The sequence below is a fragment of the Devosia sp. SD17-2 genome, assembly GCF_029201565.1.
Lineage (GTDB): Bacteria > Pseudomonadota > Alphaproteobacteria > Rhizobiales > Devosiaceae > Devosia.
In genome coordinates this window covers 2,920,955-2,935,180 of record NZ_CP104002.1, presented here as the reverse complement: position 1 = coordinate 2,935,180, position 14,226 = coordinate 2,920,955, and the positions used below count along the sequence as shown (strand labels likewise).

Annotated in this window: 13 protein-coding genes and 1 riboswitch; of the genes, 3 read left to right on the top strand and 10 right to left on the bottom strand. The window is 62.2% G+C overall.

Annotated features, from left to right (window positions below):
• Positions 1-103: 103 nt before the first annotated feature.
• The 4 genes from iolD to NYQ88_RS14460 all read right to left on the bottom strand — a co-directional run bounded on the left by iolD (position 104) and on the right by NYQ88_RS14460 (position 5,971).
• Positions 104-1,951 carry a 3D-(3,5/4)-trihydroxycyclohexane-1,2-dione acylhydrolase (decyclizing) gene (gene iolD, locus NYQ88_RS14475; RefSeq protein ID WP_275651827.1) on the bottom strand — a complete coding sequence of 616 codons (1,848 nt, stop codon included), beginning with the start codon at positions 1,949-1,951 and terminating at the stop codon, positions 104-106.
• A 27-nt stretch (positions 1,952-1,978) separates the two neighbouring features.
• Positions 1,979-3,910, bottom strand: coding sequence for a 5-dehydro-2-deoxygluconokinase (iolC, locus tag NYQ88_RS14470; protein ID WP_275651826.1), 1,932 nt, complete (start codon positions 3,908-3,910; stop codon positions 1,979-1,981).
• Positions 3,911-4,014: 104 nt separating this feature from the next.
• Positions 4,015-4,854: a MurR/RpiR family transcriptional regulator gene (locus tag NYQ88_RS14465; RefSeq protein WP_275651825.1), complete on the bottom strand. Its 840-nt coding sequence runs from the start codon at positions 4,852-4,854 to the stop codon at positions 4,015-4,017.
• A gap of 154 nt (positions 4,855-5,008) precedes the next feature.
• A complete protein-coding gene (locus NYQ88_RS14460; protein ID WP_275651824.1) occupies positions 5,009-5,971 on the bottom strand; it encodes a DMT family transporter in 963 nt (320 codons plus the stop codon).
• 97 nt (positions 5,972-6,068) lie between these two features.
• Positions 6,069-6,220: riboswitch (FMN riboswitch) on the bottom strand.
• Between the two features lie 339 nt (positions 6,221-6,559).
• Between NYQ88_RS14460 and NYQ88_RS14455 the strand changes: the two genes are divergently transcribed.
• Positions 6,560-6,859 (top strand): hypothetical protein, encoded by a 300-nt coding sequence (locus tag NYQ88_RS14455; protein ID WP_275651823.1) that lies wholly within the window; start codon positions 6,560-6,562, stop codon positions 6,857-6,859.
• A gap of 84 nt (positions 6,860-6,943) precedes the next feature.
• On the opposite strand, the gene NYQ88_RS14450 is transcribed toward NYQ88_RS14455, so the two are convergent.
• Positions 6,944-7,519: an NADPH-dependent FMN reductase gene (locus NYQ88_RS14450; protein WP_275651822.1), complete on the bottom strand. Its 576-nt coding sequence runs from the start codon at positions 7,517-7,519 to the stop codon at positions 6,944-6,946.
• Positions 7,520-7,707: 188 nt separating this feature from the next.
• Positions 7,708-8,400, bottom strand: a complete 693-nt coding sequence (locus tag NYQ88_RS14445; protein ID WP_275651821.1) for a dihydrofolate reductase family protein — start codon at positions 8,398-8,400, stop codon at positions 7,708-7,710.
• Positions 8,401-8,467: 67 nt separating this feature from the next.
• Between NYQ88_RS14445 and NYQ88_RS14440 the strand changes: the two genes are divergently transcribed.
• Positions 8,468-8,809, top strand: a complete 342-nt coding sequence (locus tag NYQ88_RS14440; RefSeq protein ID WP_275651820.1) for a metalloregulator ArsR/SmtB family transcription factor — start codon at positions 8,468-8,470, stop codon at positions 8,807-8,809.
• On the top strand, positions 8,806-9,285 hold the full coding sequence (locus NYQ88_RS14435; protein WP_275651819.1) for an SRPBCC family protein: 480 nt from the start codon (positions 8,806-8,808) through the stop codon (positions 9,283-9,285). Before NYQ88_RS14440 ends, NYQ88_RS14435 begins: the two co-directional genes overlap by 4 nt.
• A gap of 40 nt (positions 9,286-9,325) precedes the next feature.
• On the opposite strand, the gene NYQ88_RS14430 is transcribed toward NYQ88_RS14435, so the two are convergent.
• Genes NYQ88_RS14430 through NYQ88_RS14415 form a run of 4 tightly spaced genes read right to left on the bottom strand, consistent with a single transcriptional unit; the run spans position 9,326 to position 14,181 of the window.
• Positions 9,326-11,332, bottom strand: coding sequence for an aldo/keto reductase (locus tag NYQ88_RS14430; RefSeq protein WP_275651818.1), 2,007 nt, complete (start codon positions 11,330-11,332; stop codon positions 9,326-9,328).
• A 50-nt stretch (positions 11,333-11,382) separates the two neighbouring features.
• On the bottom strand, positions 11,383-12,471 hold the full coding sequence (gene ugpC / locus NYQ88_RS14425) for a sn-glycerol-3-phosphate ABC transporter ATP-binding protein UgpC (RefSeq protein WP_275651817.1): 1,089 nt from the start codon (positions 12,469-12,471) through the stop codon (positions 11,383-11,385).
• Between the two features lie 10 nt (positions 12,472-12,481).
• A complete protein-coding gene (locus NYQ88_RS14420; RefSeq protein ID WP_275651816.1) occupies positions 12,482-13,294 on the bottom strand; it encodes a carbohydrate ABC transporter permease in 813 nt (270 codons plus the stop codon).
• Positions 13,291-14,181, bottom strand: coding sequence for a sugar ABC transporter permease (locus tag NYQ88_RS14415; RefSeq protein WP_275651815.1), 891 nt, complete (start codon positions 14,179-14,181; stop codon positions 13,291-13,293). The genes NYQ88_RS14420 and NYQ88_RS14415 overlap by 4 nt, the downstream gene beginning before the upstream one ends.
• Positions 14,182-14,226 lie beyond the last annotated feature (45 nt).

Sequence of the window (14,226 nt, the reverse complement as noted above, 5' to 3'; positions counted from 1 at the left end):
ACGTCGTTCTGCCACAGACCGGAATTCGTCGTCGGCAATCTGGAATTTTTCCGTCACCACCCTGACAAACCGGATGGTGACGGCACGGATAGGCGGGGGGTCACTATCCGATTTGCTGGGCCCTCAGGGCTCTGACATAGGCCGCGCGCGCCGCATTGACGCTAGGCCGGTCGCTGACCTCAGGAACTGCGACATCCCACCAATGACCACCGGCGTCGGTGGTGATCAGGGGATCGGTGTCGATGACAAAGACATGGACGCCTGCGGCGCCTTCGGTTTCACGCAGGGCGGTCTCTAGCTCAGATAATGAGCCGACCTTTTTCGCCTTTGCGCCCATGGCCGCGGCGTGCGCCGCAAAGTCCACGTTGGGCAGTTCCATGTGGTAGGTGTCGCGGAAGAGATTGTTGAAGTTGGCGCCGCCGGTGGCCATCTGCAGGCGGTTGATGCAGCCGAAGCCAGCATTGTCGAGCACGACGATGGTCATGCGTATGCCCATCATTACGGCGCTTACGATTTCCGAGTTCATCATCAGATAGGAGCCGTCACCGACCATGACGACGACGTCATCATCGGGCCGCGCCATGGCGACGCCGAGCCCGCCGGCGATCTCATAGCCCATGGTCGAGAACCCATAGTCGAGGTGATAGGAGCCCGGGCCCTCAGCGCGCCAGAGCTTGTGCAATTCACCCGGCAAGCCGCCCGACGCGCAGACCAGCGTTGCCCTGGTCCGACCGCGTTGCACCGCGCCAATGACCTGACCGTCGGACGGCAGCTCGGCATTGCTCGCGGCGCGGGCGTCGTCGGCGTCGCGCAACCAATTGTCTTTTTCGTCCAGTGCCTTGTCGGTCCAATCGGAATCGGTTTGCCAACCCATCAGCGCTGCATCGAGCGCCGCGAGACCCACCCTTGCGTCGGATACGAGCGGCAGGGCGTTGTGCTTGTGGGCGTCGAAGGGCTGGACGTTGAGGCCAATCACCTTGACGTCCGGATTCTTGAACAGGGCCCAGGAGCCGGTTGTGAAATCCTGCAGACGGGTGCCGACCGCGAGGACGAGATCGGCCTCCTCGGCCATGGCGTTGGAGGCCGAAGTGCCGGTCACGCCGACCGAGCCGAGATTGAGCTTGTGGCCGTGGGGCAGGGCGCTTTTGCCCGCCTGGGTCTCCATGACAGGAACCCCATGTGTCTCCGCGAAAGCGGCCAACGCGTCGGAGGCTTCGGAATAGAGGACCCCGCCGCCGGCGATGATCACCGGCTTCTTGGACAGTTTTAGCGCGGCAGCCGCCATGGCGAACTCTTCGGCGTCCGGCATGATGCGGCGCTGGGTCCAGATTTTCTCGGCGAAGAAACTTTCTGGATAATCATAAGCTTCCGCCTGTACGTCCTGGCAGAGGCTTAGTGTCACCGGGCCGCATTCTGCGGGGTCGGTGAGCACCTGCATGGCGCGACGCAGCGCCGGGATGATCTGCTCCGGCCGGGTGATGCGGTCGAAATAGCGGCTCACCGGACGAAAGGCATCATTGGCCGAAGCCGTGCCGTCGCTCCAGGCTTCCACCTGCTGCAGCACCGGGTCGGGCAGGCGGTTGGCAAACACATCGCCGGGAAGAAAGAGCACAGGGATGCGGTTGACATGGGCGAGCCCGGTGGCCGTGACCATGTTAAGGGCACCCGGGCCGATCGAGCTGGTGGCCGCCATGAAGCGACGGCGGAAATTGGCCTTGGCGTAGCCGATGGCGGCGTGGGCCATGCTCTGCTCGTTCTGGCCTCGATAGGTCGGCAGCGTGTCCTTGACGGCGTGCAGGGCCTCGCCGAGGCTGGCAACATTACCGTGGCCGAAAATGGCCCAGACGCCGCCGAAAATAGGCACGGTCTCGCCATCAATGACTGTTTTCTGCGCGGTCAGGAAGCGCGCGACGGCCTGGGCCATGGTCAGGCGAACGGTGTTTTGGCTCATGCCGATATCCTCAACTCCCAAAGGCGCTTATGCGGCCACGCCAGTTTTGGCCTGTCTTTCCCAAATGTCCACCAGGGCGCTGAACCGACTGGCCATCTGCTCCACCGCAGCGTCGTCCGTCATCGCGCCATCCAGCCAAGCCTTTGCAGCCTCGGCGAATATCGTCCGCCCGACGGCAAAGCCACGGACCCAGCGCGAGGATTGCGCCGTGGCAAAACCGGCCTCCAGCTGATCCTGCGGCGCGTCGAGGCCGAGGAGCACGATGCCCCTGCACAAGGGGTCGCGGGCATCGATGATCCTGTCCAGCGCCTCCCAGGCGCCGGTGGTGGCCAGCGGCTCGAGCTTCCACCAGTCCGGCTTGATGCCGGCGTCATAAATCTCGGTAAGAGCTCGCGCCATGGTGTCATCGGTCACTAGGCCGTGCTTGCTGGAGATGATCTCGACCAGGAGCTCGCGACCGATTTTCCGTGCGGCGTCAAAGGCCGAACGGAGTTTTGCGATTTGCGTCTGCTTGAGGTCGCTGGGGTCATCTGGATGGAAAAAACACAAAACCTTGATGCAGTGGTCGATCGGCCATTCGGTGAGGCGGGAGCCCAAATCCTGAGTGAATTCAAACTGTAAGGGACGGGAGCCGGGGAGTTCGATCGGCTTGGCGATCCAGAAATCCCTCAGCGCCGAGGCGGCATAGAGCGCGTCGCGGCCATATTTGTCGTCGAGCAGCATGCCAAAACCGTCCCGGCCGGCAGCGACCTGCGCGGCAGCCTTGACGGCCAACACCTTGAAATCGGGGATCTTTGCCAGCTTCTGGACGTCGCCACCGGCCATGTCCTCGATCTGGCTGCGATGGTCGATGGCCAGCGCCATGAGCTTTGGAATGGCGCGGCGCCGGGTGGTGGCCCAATGGATGTGGTTGATGGCCTCGTCCTTGCGCAAGGCCTTCTCCTTGCTGCCATTTTCGAGGAAATAGCTGAGCTCGTCCCAGGTCGGGATTTCGGGCGCACAGAGCAGGCGTGACACGGCGAAGGCACCGCAGGCATTGGCCCAGGTGGCGCTGGTTTCGTGCGGTTCTCCGCGCAGCCAGCCCCGCAGAAAACCGCTCATGAAGGCGTCGCCTGCGCCTAAAACATTATAAACTTCAATGGGAAAGCCGCGTCCGACGATTCCGTCCTCGAGGTCGTCGGGGATGGGCCCGTCATAGACGATGCAGCCCATGGGGCCGCGCTTGAGGACAATGGTACCGCTGGAGAATTTGCGAATGGTTCGCAAAGCCGCGTGCAGATCCGATGCTCCGGCCGCAATCAGCACTTCTTCTTCCGTGCCAACGATCAGATCGCAATCGGCGAGGACAGTCTGCAGATGCGCCGAGACCTTGTCCGAGGCGATGTAGCGGCTGTCACCGGCGTCGTGACCGGCGAGCCCCCACAGATTAGGCCGGTAATCGATGTCAAGGATAACTTTGGCGCCATTCTCTTTTGCGATACGCATGGCCTTGCGCTGCGCAGCGTCGGTATGCGGCTTGGAGAAATGCGTCCCGGTGACCAGTACCGCCTTGGACGACTTGATGAATTCAGGATCGATGTCGCCTTCATCGAGGGCGTTGTCGGCGCAATTGTCGCGATAAAAAATCAGCGGAAACGATGTGTCGTTCTCGACGGCGAGCAGGACGAGGGCGGTCAAACGCTCTGGATCGGTAGCGATTCCACGGGTTTCGACGTTTTCGCGGATCAGTTGTTCGCTGATAAAACGCCCCATCTGCTCATTGCCGACGCGGGTGATCAGCGCTGATTTCAGGCCCAGCCGGGCGGTGCCTACGGCGATATTGGTGGGGCAGCCGCCGACTGATTTGGCAAAGGAATCAACGTCTTCCAGCCGCGTGCCGATCTGCTGGCCATAGAGGTCGACAGAGGCGCGGCCGATGGTGATGACGTCGAGTGTCTGGTCCTCCCGGGGGGCGGTCACGGCTGATCTCCTCAGGGCCTGTATTTCTGCTTGTTATGAAACACAGGTTCTGAAAGTCAGTCAATATGGAACGTGTATTCCAAATGTGGAATGTACACATTCCCTTATGCGCGGCGGCGTTTTTCGGCGATGGAGACGGTTAATGCCATGGCGAAGGCCATGCTGGCGGACAGGGACCGGAAGCCAGCGTGATCTGCTTCAACGAGCTCGAACCATACGCTGGAACACTCGGCCAACGGCGAAAAGGCAGAATCGGTGAGGGAGACGACCGGCACGCCACGCGAGGCAAGGGCGCGGGCCTGGGTAGCGCTTTCCGAGGCGTAAGGGGAGAAGCTGATGGCAAAGGCGGCGTCGTTCGGGCCGGCCATGCCCAAGAGGTCGTCGTCAATTCCGGCTGCCGTGCCAACCATTTGGCAGCGCACCTTCAACTTGCCGAAGGCATAGGCCATGTAGCTGGCAATGGGATAGGAGCGGCGCTTGGCGATGAGATAGATGGTGTCGGCCCTGGCGAGGATTTCGACGGCTTTCTCAAAGCCCTCGGGATCGATCGCCGCGCTCAGCGCATCAACACTGCGATGGGCGGCAGAAATGAATTTATTGAGGATGGCAGTGCTCTCGGCCAGCGAGGCTTCGCCTTCTTCGAGCTTCTTGAGGCGGTCCTCGTAGCTGGAATTGCGCTCGCGCAGGCGGGCGCGGAAAACGTGCTGCAGGCCCGAAAAGCCATCAAATCCAAAATGTTGGGCAAAGCGCACCAGAGTGGACGGCTGCACCTGCGCCGAAATGGCGATGCTGGCCGCCGTGCCAAAGGCGATTTCATCGGGATGATCGAGCGCATAGGCCGCGACCTGGGTCAGCCGCTTGGGCAATTCGCCTTTGCGCTCAAGAATGACGGCGCGGAGCGTGTCGAAATCTTCGGGAGCCGTCTGGGGCGAAACATCCGTCATGCGCAAGCCTTCTTGGAAAACCTGTTCCGCAGATGGAATGCACGGTTTGTCTGGTCGAAATCAAGGGCAAAACCGCGTTTGAACGCGTTTCTGCCCTTTGACCCGATAGTGCTAGCAGACTGTTAGCATTGAGCGCAGCCTGGCGCGAAATTGGTTACGCCGGCTGCAGTCCGCCCTGGCGATTGCTGTTTTCCGCCCAGAAGATGAAAATGGAGGCTCCGACGATAAGGGCTGCGCCCGGCCAGAACCAGATGGATGGGACCTGGCCCAACGCCACCCAGCCGACGATGCCGGCCAGCGGAACCTTGAGATCGGCGAAGGGCTGGAGATAGGCGGCGTCAGCAGCGCGATAGGCGAAGGAGAGGAGATATTGCGCGATCGCGGTGAGGGCCCCGAGGAGGATCAGCAGGACGAGGCCCATGCCCGACGGCAGATCGAAGGGAAGGCCGGAAAGGCCGGTGGGGACCACACCCGGCAGCACCCAGCCCAGCGCGGTGACGGCGAGGAGGATCAACAGGTGGTTCGGCGTGACGAGAACCAGCAGCGAGACGGTGAGCGTCTCAGGGCTTTCTTCGCGGGAGAGATATTTGGTGAGCACGTCATTAGCGGCCCAGAGCGCTGCGGCGAGGACCGGCACGAGCGTATGCAGGCCCAGGGTCTCCGAGCCGACACCGGACACAATGAAGGCACCCAGCGTGGCGACGAGGGCGGCGCCGATGCGCGCGGCGGAGACGCGTTCTCCCAGGAACAGGGTGGAGCCGATGATGATGAAGAGCGGCCCTGTCGCGAGGAGGGTCACCATCTGCCAGATCGGCACGCCCGAGGCGAAGCCATAGACAAAGACATGCACACCCAGCGCCGACACAAAGGCGCGGGTCTGGTGCGCCCATGGGTGGTTGGTCCTGAGGTGGCGAAGGCCGATCTTGAGAATAAGGGGCAAGGCCAGGATCGAGGCAATGAGATATTGCCAGAAGGCCATACCGGTCGAGCTCATGCCGAACTGCCAGGGCAGCACGGCCTGAAGGGTATTGGTGCCGGCAAACGCCAGGCTGGCCGCAAGCATGAAAGCGGCGCCGGTGGCGGCGGCATTGGCGGTAGAAGAGGAAATCTGGTTCATGTTCGTCCTTTCCGTAACCAGTTTCCTCAGGGTTACGGGAGACGAACGGCCGGATTGTCGGCGCGCCAAAAGGCGCGCACGCCCGGCTGGGCGCTGATCCCGTTCTCTTTCATCCGGACTATGACCGTCGGCTCCGGAATTACACCGGATCTGCTGACCCCACGAACCAAACGGTCCGAAGGCGCTCGCGGGCTTGGCGTTGCCGCCTTTACCGCCGGTGGGGAATTACACCCCGCCCTGAGAACTCTGCAGGGGTTCGATGCCTGCAGCGGAAATCTAGGTCAGTGGTGCCCCTGAAACAAGTACGCACAAAGCAGTAACCGTGCGTCGTCCTCGAACGATGCAGGATTCTTGGTCGCAATGTGGGGCCTGGAAGGGGTTGTCTGTCGCGGCCCACCGCCTGATAGTTTTGAAGGGGCTAGCAATAGGGATCACAACCATGAGCCTGCTGCATCTTTCCATCAGCGCGTCCGACCCGGAAGCTGTCGCCCGTTTTCTCGCACAAGTGCTCGCGGGGGAGGCGATGCTTTTCCCGCCTTTTCCGGCAAGGACGATGGAACCGCCATCGAAGTCTATCCGGACACGCAGGTGCTGGTGCCGGGTGACGGCGCCGTTGAGTGCCGCTCGGCAGGTCCCGATACGGCAAAGACATTCGTTCACGCAGCGATTGCCTCGCTTCTGCCGGCGGATGAGATCATTGCAATCGGGAGGCGGCAGGGCTGGATCAGTCGCCTCTGCGACCGCGGGCCGTTTCAATGCGTCGAAATCTGGCTGGAAAACCGGCTGCTGATCGAAGTGCTGGACCCCGAAATGCTCGCCGATTATCGAGCGGGGATGACGATCAGGAATTGGGTGGAGATGTTCGGGCCTGAGGTCAGGCCGGTATAGCAAATCTTCCAGAGCCCCGCCGGTGCGCTGCCCCCGACCGGGGGAATAGTCGTTAGAGGACAGCGCAAGGCTTGAAACCGAAACCTACTCGTCGCGGGGCAGGGCGGTGTAGACGCGGGTCACGAACTGGTGGAACTCCGCCATGTAGTTGGCGAGGAAATCCTTGGTGCTTTCATCATTGACCGTGCCGTCATCGCTGATGAGATCGGGCTTGAAGTGGATGTAGGCCTCGACCGCGTTCATCATCGGAGAATTGCAGAAACTGAGGATGCTCCGAAGGTTCTGCTGGGCGACGGCGGTGCCGATGGCGCCGATGGAGGCCCCGATGATTGCCGAGGGCTTGCGGGTGAAGGAATTCTGGCCCCAGGGGCGGCTGGCCCAGTCGATGGCGTTCTTGAGGCCGCCGGGCACCGAGCGATTATATTCAGGGGTGACGAAGAGGATCGCGTCTGCATCGGCGATGGCCTGCTTGTAGGCCCGGGCGGCGGGCGGATAGTCCGCGTCATAATCGGGGCTGTAGAGCGGGAGATCCCGGAACGGGATTTCGGTCATCTCGAAGCCGGGGTGGGTGAGGCGCACAAGTGCCTTGGACAGCTTGCGGTTGATGGATGTGCTCGAAAGACTGCCGACGAAATAGCCGACCTTGAACATGGTGGTCATCGCCACCTCCTGATGGGTATGCGGGGTTTTGGCACAACGCCGGGGGAGGCGGAAACGATCCGGGAGCTTTTGGGAAAGGCGGGCTGCACATGGCGGGTGGGAAGATGCAGGGTCTTGCCATATCCACGACCCTGCAGCCTCCGCCGAAAGCCATCCAAGGGATCGGATGGAGATAGAATTGGGACGTTTCAGCGCTCGAAGGTGACGTGAATGACCCCGCCCTCGGAGACTTCGCTGGTGATCGAGTAACTGTCTTCGAGGTGGCGCAGATCGTCCCAGAGGCGGACGCCCTGACTGAGGATGACCGGGGCGATGCCCACGTGGAGGCGGTCGATGAGACCGGCCTTGAGAAAGTCGCGCACAAGACTGGCGCCGCCACCGATGCGAATATCCCTCTCACCAGCGAGGGCCCTGGCCCGCGCGAGGGCGTCTTCCGCGCTGGTGTCGAGGAAATGGAAAGACGTGCCATTGGCAAAAGTGATGTCGGGGCGCGGCGTGTGGGTGAGGACCAGAACCGGAATGCGGAACGGCGGCTCATCGCCCCACCAACCCTTCCAGTTGGCGTCGTCGGTATTGTGCAGGCCGAACATGCCGGCGCCCATGATCTCGGCGCCTACATCGGCGAAATAATCCCGGGCGTAGCGGTCGTCGATGCCGGTGGTGCCCTTGCCTGTTTCGTCGCCGAACACCCGTTCGCGCACCGTTTTGGTGGCGACATAGGCGCTGACCAGCCGCATCCAGTCCGGGCTCATCGGCTTTTCAGTGGTCTGGTCGGTGGCGGTGGCAAAGCCATCGAGCGAGATATTGAGATCGGCACGTAGACCATTTTGTCCTCCTGCAGGGATCGCTGCAAAACACTTAGCTTTTTGCCTTAGTATCATGTCTGAATACTAAGGCAAATGCCTAAATGTAATTGACGGGTCGGGGGGGCGCGGCGTAAGCAGGGGCATGTCACATGACGCCACCCAACTCGACCTAGCCTTTCATGCTCTCAGCGATCCGACGCGCCGTGCGGTGGTTTCGCGGTTGGCGGAGGGCGAGGCGCCGGTCAGCGTGCTGGCCGAGCCTTTCGACATGGCGCTGCCCTCTTTCATGCAGCACCTGAAGGTGCTCGAGGAGAGCGGACTGATGGCCAGTGAAAAGCGAGGCCGCAGTCGCTGGTGCCGGTTGGTTGAGCCGCGCTTTGAGGAAGTGGCCGACTGGATGGAAGCCGAGCGCCGGGGATGGCGGAAGCGGCTCGACAGGCTTGAGACCTATCTCGACAGGACGGCAGAGGAGGAGGGCGCATGACCACGCTTTTTGACACCTGGTCGATCGACCGGGAAATCGTGCTCACCAGGGTTCTGAACCATCCGCGCGAGAGGGTTTTCGCCGCCTGGATGGATACAGAGGCGCTGACGCAATGGTATGGGCCAGAGGGGCTCAGCATCGAGAGCCATGAGGCCGATATCCGCGAGGGCGGGGTCTGGCGCTTTGACATGGTCGGCACATTCGAGGGGCAGGAGCAGCGCTTTGCCAACCTCATGCGCTTTATCCAGATCGTGCCCAATGAACGCATTCTGGTTGATTACGGCACGCCCGAGCCCGATGATCCCTATCGCTTCCACATGCTGGTGACTTTTGATGTGCAGGGCGACGGCAAGACCGTTCTGACCATGCGCCACATGCATCCGAGCCGCGAACGGCGTCAGGCGGTCCTCGCCTTCAATGCGGTGGAATACGGCCTGCAGACGCTCGATAAGCTTGCAGCCTATCTCGGTCGCTGAGGCGGCGCGGTGCCGGAGCACCGCGCCACAATTGCAAGGATCAGCCCTGTTCGAGCCAGCGCACCTGTTCGGGGGTGAGCTTGATGTCGAAGGCGTTGAGGCTGTCGTCAAGCTCGGCCAAGGTGCGCGGGCCGATGAGGGGCACGCTCGGGAAGGGCTGGGCGAGCACATAGGCGAGGGCGACGTGGATGGGCGATTTGCCCAGTTCCGCCGCCAGCTGCAGGGCGCGGTCACGGCGCCCGAAATTCTGGTCGTTGTACCAGACGCGGACCAGCTCCTCATTGTCGGTCTTTTCGCGGCCGGCGCGGTCGGTGAAGAAGCCACGGGCCTGGCTCGACCAGGAGAAATTGGTGACCTGACGGTCGGTCAGCCACTGCTTGAAATCGGGCGTCGAGGCGGTGACACAGCCGGCCCAGATCGGGTCGAGCATTTCGGCCAGGGCGAAATTGTTCGACAGCGCCTGGGGCCCGGTCTTGCCGGTGCGCTCGGCATAGGCGATCGCCTCGTCCAAGCGCTCCTTGGTCCAGTTGGAACCGCCGAAGGGACCGCGGATGCGGCCGGCCTTGACCTCCGCATCCATGGCATCGACGAATTCGCCCACCGGCACATCGAGATTGTCGCGGTGCATGAAATAGACGTCGACATAATCGGTCTCGAGACGGTCGAGCGACTGGGTCAGCTGCTTGCCGATCACATCGGGATAGCAGAGGGGGGAGTGGGCGCCCTTGCCGATGAGCACGGCCTGGTCGCGCACGCCGCGGCTGGTGTGCCATTCGCCGAAGAGCTTTTCGGTGTAGCCGGCGCCATAGACAAAGGCGGTGTCGAAGAGATTGCCGCCGCGCTCCCAGAAGGCATCCAGCAGAATGGCACCGGAGGGGAAGGTCTTGAAATCCTCAAAGCCGAGGGCGACGGCCGAAGCCTGCTTGCCGAGACCTGGGATAGAGCGCTTGGGGATGACGCCGGTGTTCGGTCCGAGCGGACGATTGTCGAGGGTTTTGGTGCGCACTGTGGGTCTTTCGATGGAGAACACGATGCCGGCATCCTTGCGCCAGAGGTCGAGCACGGCGGCATTGCCCAGGCTATCGGCCCAGCTCATGCCCGGGGCGGGGAACTCGGTCCGGCCTTCCAGAATCGCGAGCGAGGCGGCGTCGGCCTCGAAGGAATAGACATGGCGCTCTTCGCCGAGGCTGAGCGTTTCGGTCTTGCCGCCCTTGATGATGTCGATGCGGCCCGGGCCACGGGTGCGGTCACCGCCAGCGAACCAGAAATCGGGCACTTCGATGCGGCCTTCGGAGCCGTGAATGCGCAGAACATTATCGAGGTTCGCCATGATGGCGCAGGAGACCTGGGCGATGATGCCGTTCTTGAAGGTGAGGATGGCGGCAGCCCAGTCATCGGTGCCTTCATCATTGATCTTGGCGGTGCCACGCACTTTGACCGGGTCAGCGAACGGCTTGCCGATCGCCGCGCCGGCGATGAGCCGAGCCATGGAGACGGGGTAGCCGCCGACATCGAGAATGCCGCCGCCGGCGAGGGCGGAAGCAAAGAGCCGGTGCTCGGGCTGGAATTTCCCCATCGAGAAGCCGAAGCTGGACTGGATCAGCCGCACTTCACCGATGGCGCCGGAGCGGATGAGCTCGATTAGCTGCACGACCTGCGGGTGCAGACGATACATGAAGGCCTCGCCCGCGAAGGTGCCGGCCTTGCGGTGGGCATGGAAAACGGCGTCGATCTCATGGGCCGAGAGAGCCAGCGGCTTTTCGACAAGCACATGCTTGCCGGCCTCGGCGGCCTTGATGGCCCATTCGGCGTGGCCGGTGTGGGGTACGGCGATATAGACGGCGTCGATATCGGGATCGGCGAGCAGCGCGTCATAGCCCTTGACGATGCGGACGCCCGGGAAATCCTCGGCGAGACCCGGCCGGTTGGGGTCGCGCGTCGCAATGGCGGCAAGTATGCCGTGCTGGGCCTGTTCGAGCCCGCCCCGGAAAGCCTTGGCGATACTGCCTGGGCCGATGATGCCCCAGCGGATTTTAGTGTCGGTCATAAGTAGCCCCTGAAAGATAGGTTGTAAGTACTCCCCCGTGGGGGGAAGGATCAGCGCAGGCGATTGCCGACGCTGTCGAACAGGAAGGCCTGGCTGGCGCGAATGGCGACAGTGAAGGCGGAGTCATTGCCGAGGTCGCGCGCACCCTCGCGCTCGATGGTGATCGGCTCGCCGGAGGCGGTATTGGCGTAGACAAAGCTGGTCGAACCCAGATGCTCGGCCACATCGACCTCGAGGGCGAGATCGACATCGCCCGCCCCGGCTTCGGCGAAATGCTCGGGTCGCACGCCGACCAGCACATTGCTGCCCACGGCGGGCGGGGCGCCGGTCAGAGGCATCCGAAGATGGACGCCGCCCTGGTTGACCAGCCGCAGATTGACCGCGCCATTGGCAGCCTCGACCACTTCGGCCTTGATGAAATTCATCTTGGGGGAGCCGATGAAGCCGGCGACGAACTGGTTGGCCGGATCGTCATAGAGATCGAGCGGGCGCCCGGCCTGCTCGATCAGCCCATCGCGCAGCACGACGATCTTGTCGGCCAGCGTCATGGCCTCGACCTGGTCATGGGTGACGTAGATCATCGTGGTCTGCAGCTCCTTGTGCAGGCGCGCAATCTCGATGCGCATATGCACGCGCAATTCGGCGTCGAGATTAGACAGGGGCTCGTCAAAGAGGAAGACCTCCGGCTGGCGCACGATGGCGCGACCGATGGCGACGCGCTGGCGTTGGCCGCCGGAAAGCTCCTTGGGGTAGCGGTCCATCAGCGGGTCGAGCGCCAGGATCTTTGCGGCGGCATTGACCTGCCGATCGATCTCGTCCCGTGGAACCTTGGCGAAACGCAGGGCAAAGCCCATGTTGTCGCGCACGCTCATGTGCGGATAGAGGGCGTAGGTCTGGAACACCATGGCAATGCCGCGCCGCGACGGCTCGACATCATTCATGCGTTGCCCGCCGATCTCGAGCTCGCCGGCGGTGATGTGTTCAAGACCGGCGATCATGCGCAGCAGGGTTGACTTGCCGCAGCCGGAGGGGCCGACAAAGACCACGAACTCCTTGGAGTTGATGTCGAGGTCGACGCCCTTGATGACTTCGTGGTGGCCGTAGGACTTGCGAATGTTCTTGAGGCTGAGGCTGCTCATTTCATGTCCCTCATTTGACCGCGCCCAGCATGCCCTGCACGAACTGGCGCTGCAGGACGAAGAAGATGACGAGGGTCGGAAGCGTGGCGAGAACGGTGGTCAACAGGATGACGCCGTAGTCAGGTGTGTAGGCGGCCGTGAGCGTCGAGATGACCAGGGTGATGGTCTTGTTCTCGGGCGTCTGCAGCACGATCAGCGGCCAGAGGTAATTGTTCCATGCGCCCATGAAGACGATGATCGTCGCCGCCGCATAGGTCGAGCGCATGGTGGGCAGATAGACGAAGAGGAAGATCTGCCATTCCTTGAGCCCATCCACCCGCGCCGCGTCGCGCAGATCGGCCGGAAAGGCCTTCGTCGCCTGGCGGAAGTAGAAGACGATGAAGATCGAGGCGATGGACGGCAGGATGACTGCGGTGAACGTATTGGTCAGCTGCACCCGCGAGATCATCACGAACAGCGGCACCATCAGCGCCGCGAACGGGATCGACAGCAGGAGCAGCAAAAGCTGGAAAATTCGCTCCCGCACCCGCGAGCGGAAGATTTCGAAGCCGTAGCCGGCGAGTGAGGACACCGCCAGGGTGAGGATGGTCGAGACAATGGCAATAAAGAAGGAATTGCCGAACACCCGGACCAGATCGACCTGGGCCATCAGGCTCTGGAAGTTGACGAGCAGATTGCTCCCCACGGACAATTTGCCGGTGACGATATCGGCCGACCTGTTGGTGGCGCCGAGTGCCATCCAGATAAAGGGAAAGACCGAGACGAAGGCGGCGACGGAGAGAAAGAGATAAACGCCGGCGCGCCTGAGAAGATAGAGGTTCATGAGGGCCTCCTGCGATCACGCGCAAAGGCGAACTGGATCACGCTCAGCACCGCCACGATGGCGACGATGACCCAGGAGACTGTGGCCGAGTAGCCGAAGCTGGGCATCATGCGGAAGGTGAGGTTGTAGATGTAGAGCGAAAGGGTCATCGTGCCATTGCCAGGGCCGCCCTGGGTAATGTTGTTGACCTCGTCAAAGAGCTGCAGCGTGCCGATGGTCGAGAGGATGGTGGTGAACAGGATCACCGGCTTCAGCATCGGCACGGTGATGTGCCAGAACCGCGCCCAGGCGGGGATGCCGTCGATGCGCGCGGCCTCATAGATCGACTTGTCGACGTTCTGCAGCGCCGCCAGATAGAAGATCATGTTGTAGCCGGTCCAGCGCCAGGTGATGGCGAGGACGATGACGATTTTCGCCCAGAACGGATCGGTCAGCCACGGCAGGGGCGCGCTTATCAGATGCAGCGACATCAGCGTCTGGTTGACGATGCCATCGCCCGAGAACATCGATTTGAAAAGGCTAGAATAGGCGATCAGCGAGGTGACGCAGGGCAGGAAGATCAGCGTGCGGAACAGGCCCCGGAACCGCAGGGTCGCATCGTTCAGCGCCACTGCGAACAGCAGCGCCAGAATGATCATTATCGGCACCTGGACGACAAAGAAGAAGCCGGTGTTGAGCAGTGCTTGCACCAGCAGGGCGTCATTGGCCAGCCGCTGGATGTTGGCGAAGCCGCCAAAGGAAAAGCTGTTCCCGCGTCCGACCTGGAAGCTCATCCAGAGCGACCAGAGGATGGGATAGATCATGAAAATGCCGAGCAGGACCAGGGCGGGCATGACGAATGCCCAGCCGTTGATCTGCTCGTTGCGGTCCAGACGGGTCTGCGCCATGCCCACTCCGATCAAAAGAGAAGTGCCACCCGGTCGGGACGGGCC

Bases quoted from the DNA above. Each gene is read 5' to 3' on its own strand.
- iolD (WP_275651827.1), bottom strand. From the start codon at position 1,951: ATGAGCCAAAACACCGTTCGCCTGACCATGGCCCAGGCCGTCGCGCGC.
- NYQ88_RS14420 (WP_275651816.1), bottom strand. From the start codon at position 13,294: ATGAACCTCTATCTTCTCAGGCGCGCCGGCGTTTATCTCTTTCTCTCC.
- NYQ88_RS14460 (WP_275651824.1), bottom strand. From the start codon at position 5,971: ATGAACCAGATTTCCTCTTCTACCGCCAATGCCGCCGCCACCGGCGCC.
- NYQ88_RS14445 (WP_275651821.1), bottom strand. From the start codon at position 8,400: ATGATACTAAGGCAAAAAGCTAAGTGTTTTGCAGCGATCCCTGCAGGA.
- NYQ88_RS14465 (WP_275651825.1), bottom strand. From the start codon at position 4,854: ATGACGGATGTTTCGCCCCAGACGGCTCCCGAAGATTTCGACACGCTC.
- NYQ88_RS14450 (WP_275651822.1), bottom strand. From the start codon at position 7,519: ATGACCACCATGTTCAAGGTCGGCTATTTCGTCGGCAGTCTTTCGAGC.
- ugpC (WP_275651817.1), bottom strand. From the start codon at position 12,471: ATGAGCAGCCTCAGCCTCAAGAACATTCGCAAGTCCTACGGCCACCAC.
- NYQ88_RS14440 (WP_275651820.1), top strand. From the start codon at position 8,468: ATGTCACATGACGCCACCCAACTCGACCTAGCCTTTCATGCTCTCAGC.
- NYQ88_RS14435 (WP_275651819.1), top strand. From the start codon at position 8,806: ATGACCACGCTTTTTGACACCTGGTCGATCGACCGGGAAATCGTGCTC.
- NYQ88_RS14415 (WP_275651815.1), bottom strand. From the start codon at position 14,181: ATGGCGCAGACCCGTCTGGACCGCAACGAGCAGATCAACGGCTGGGCA.
- NYQ88_RS14430 (WP_275651818.1), bottom strand. From the start codon at position 11,332: ATGACCGACACTAAAATCCGCTGGGGCATCATCGGCCCAGGCAGTATC.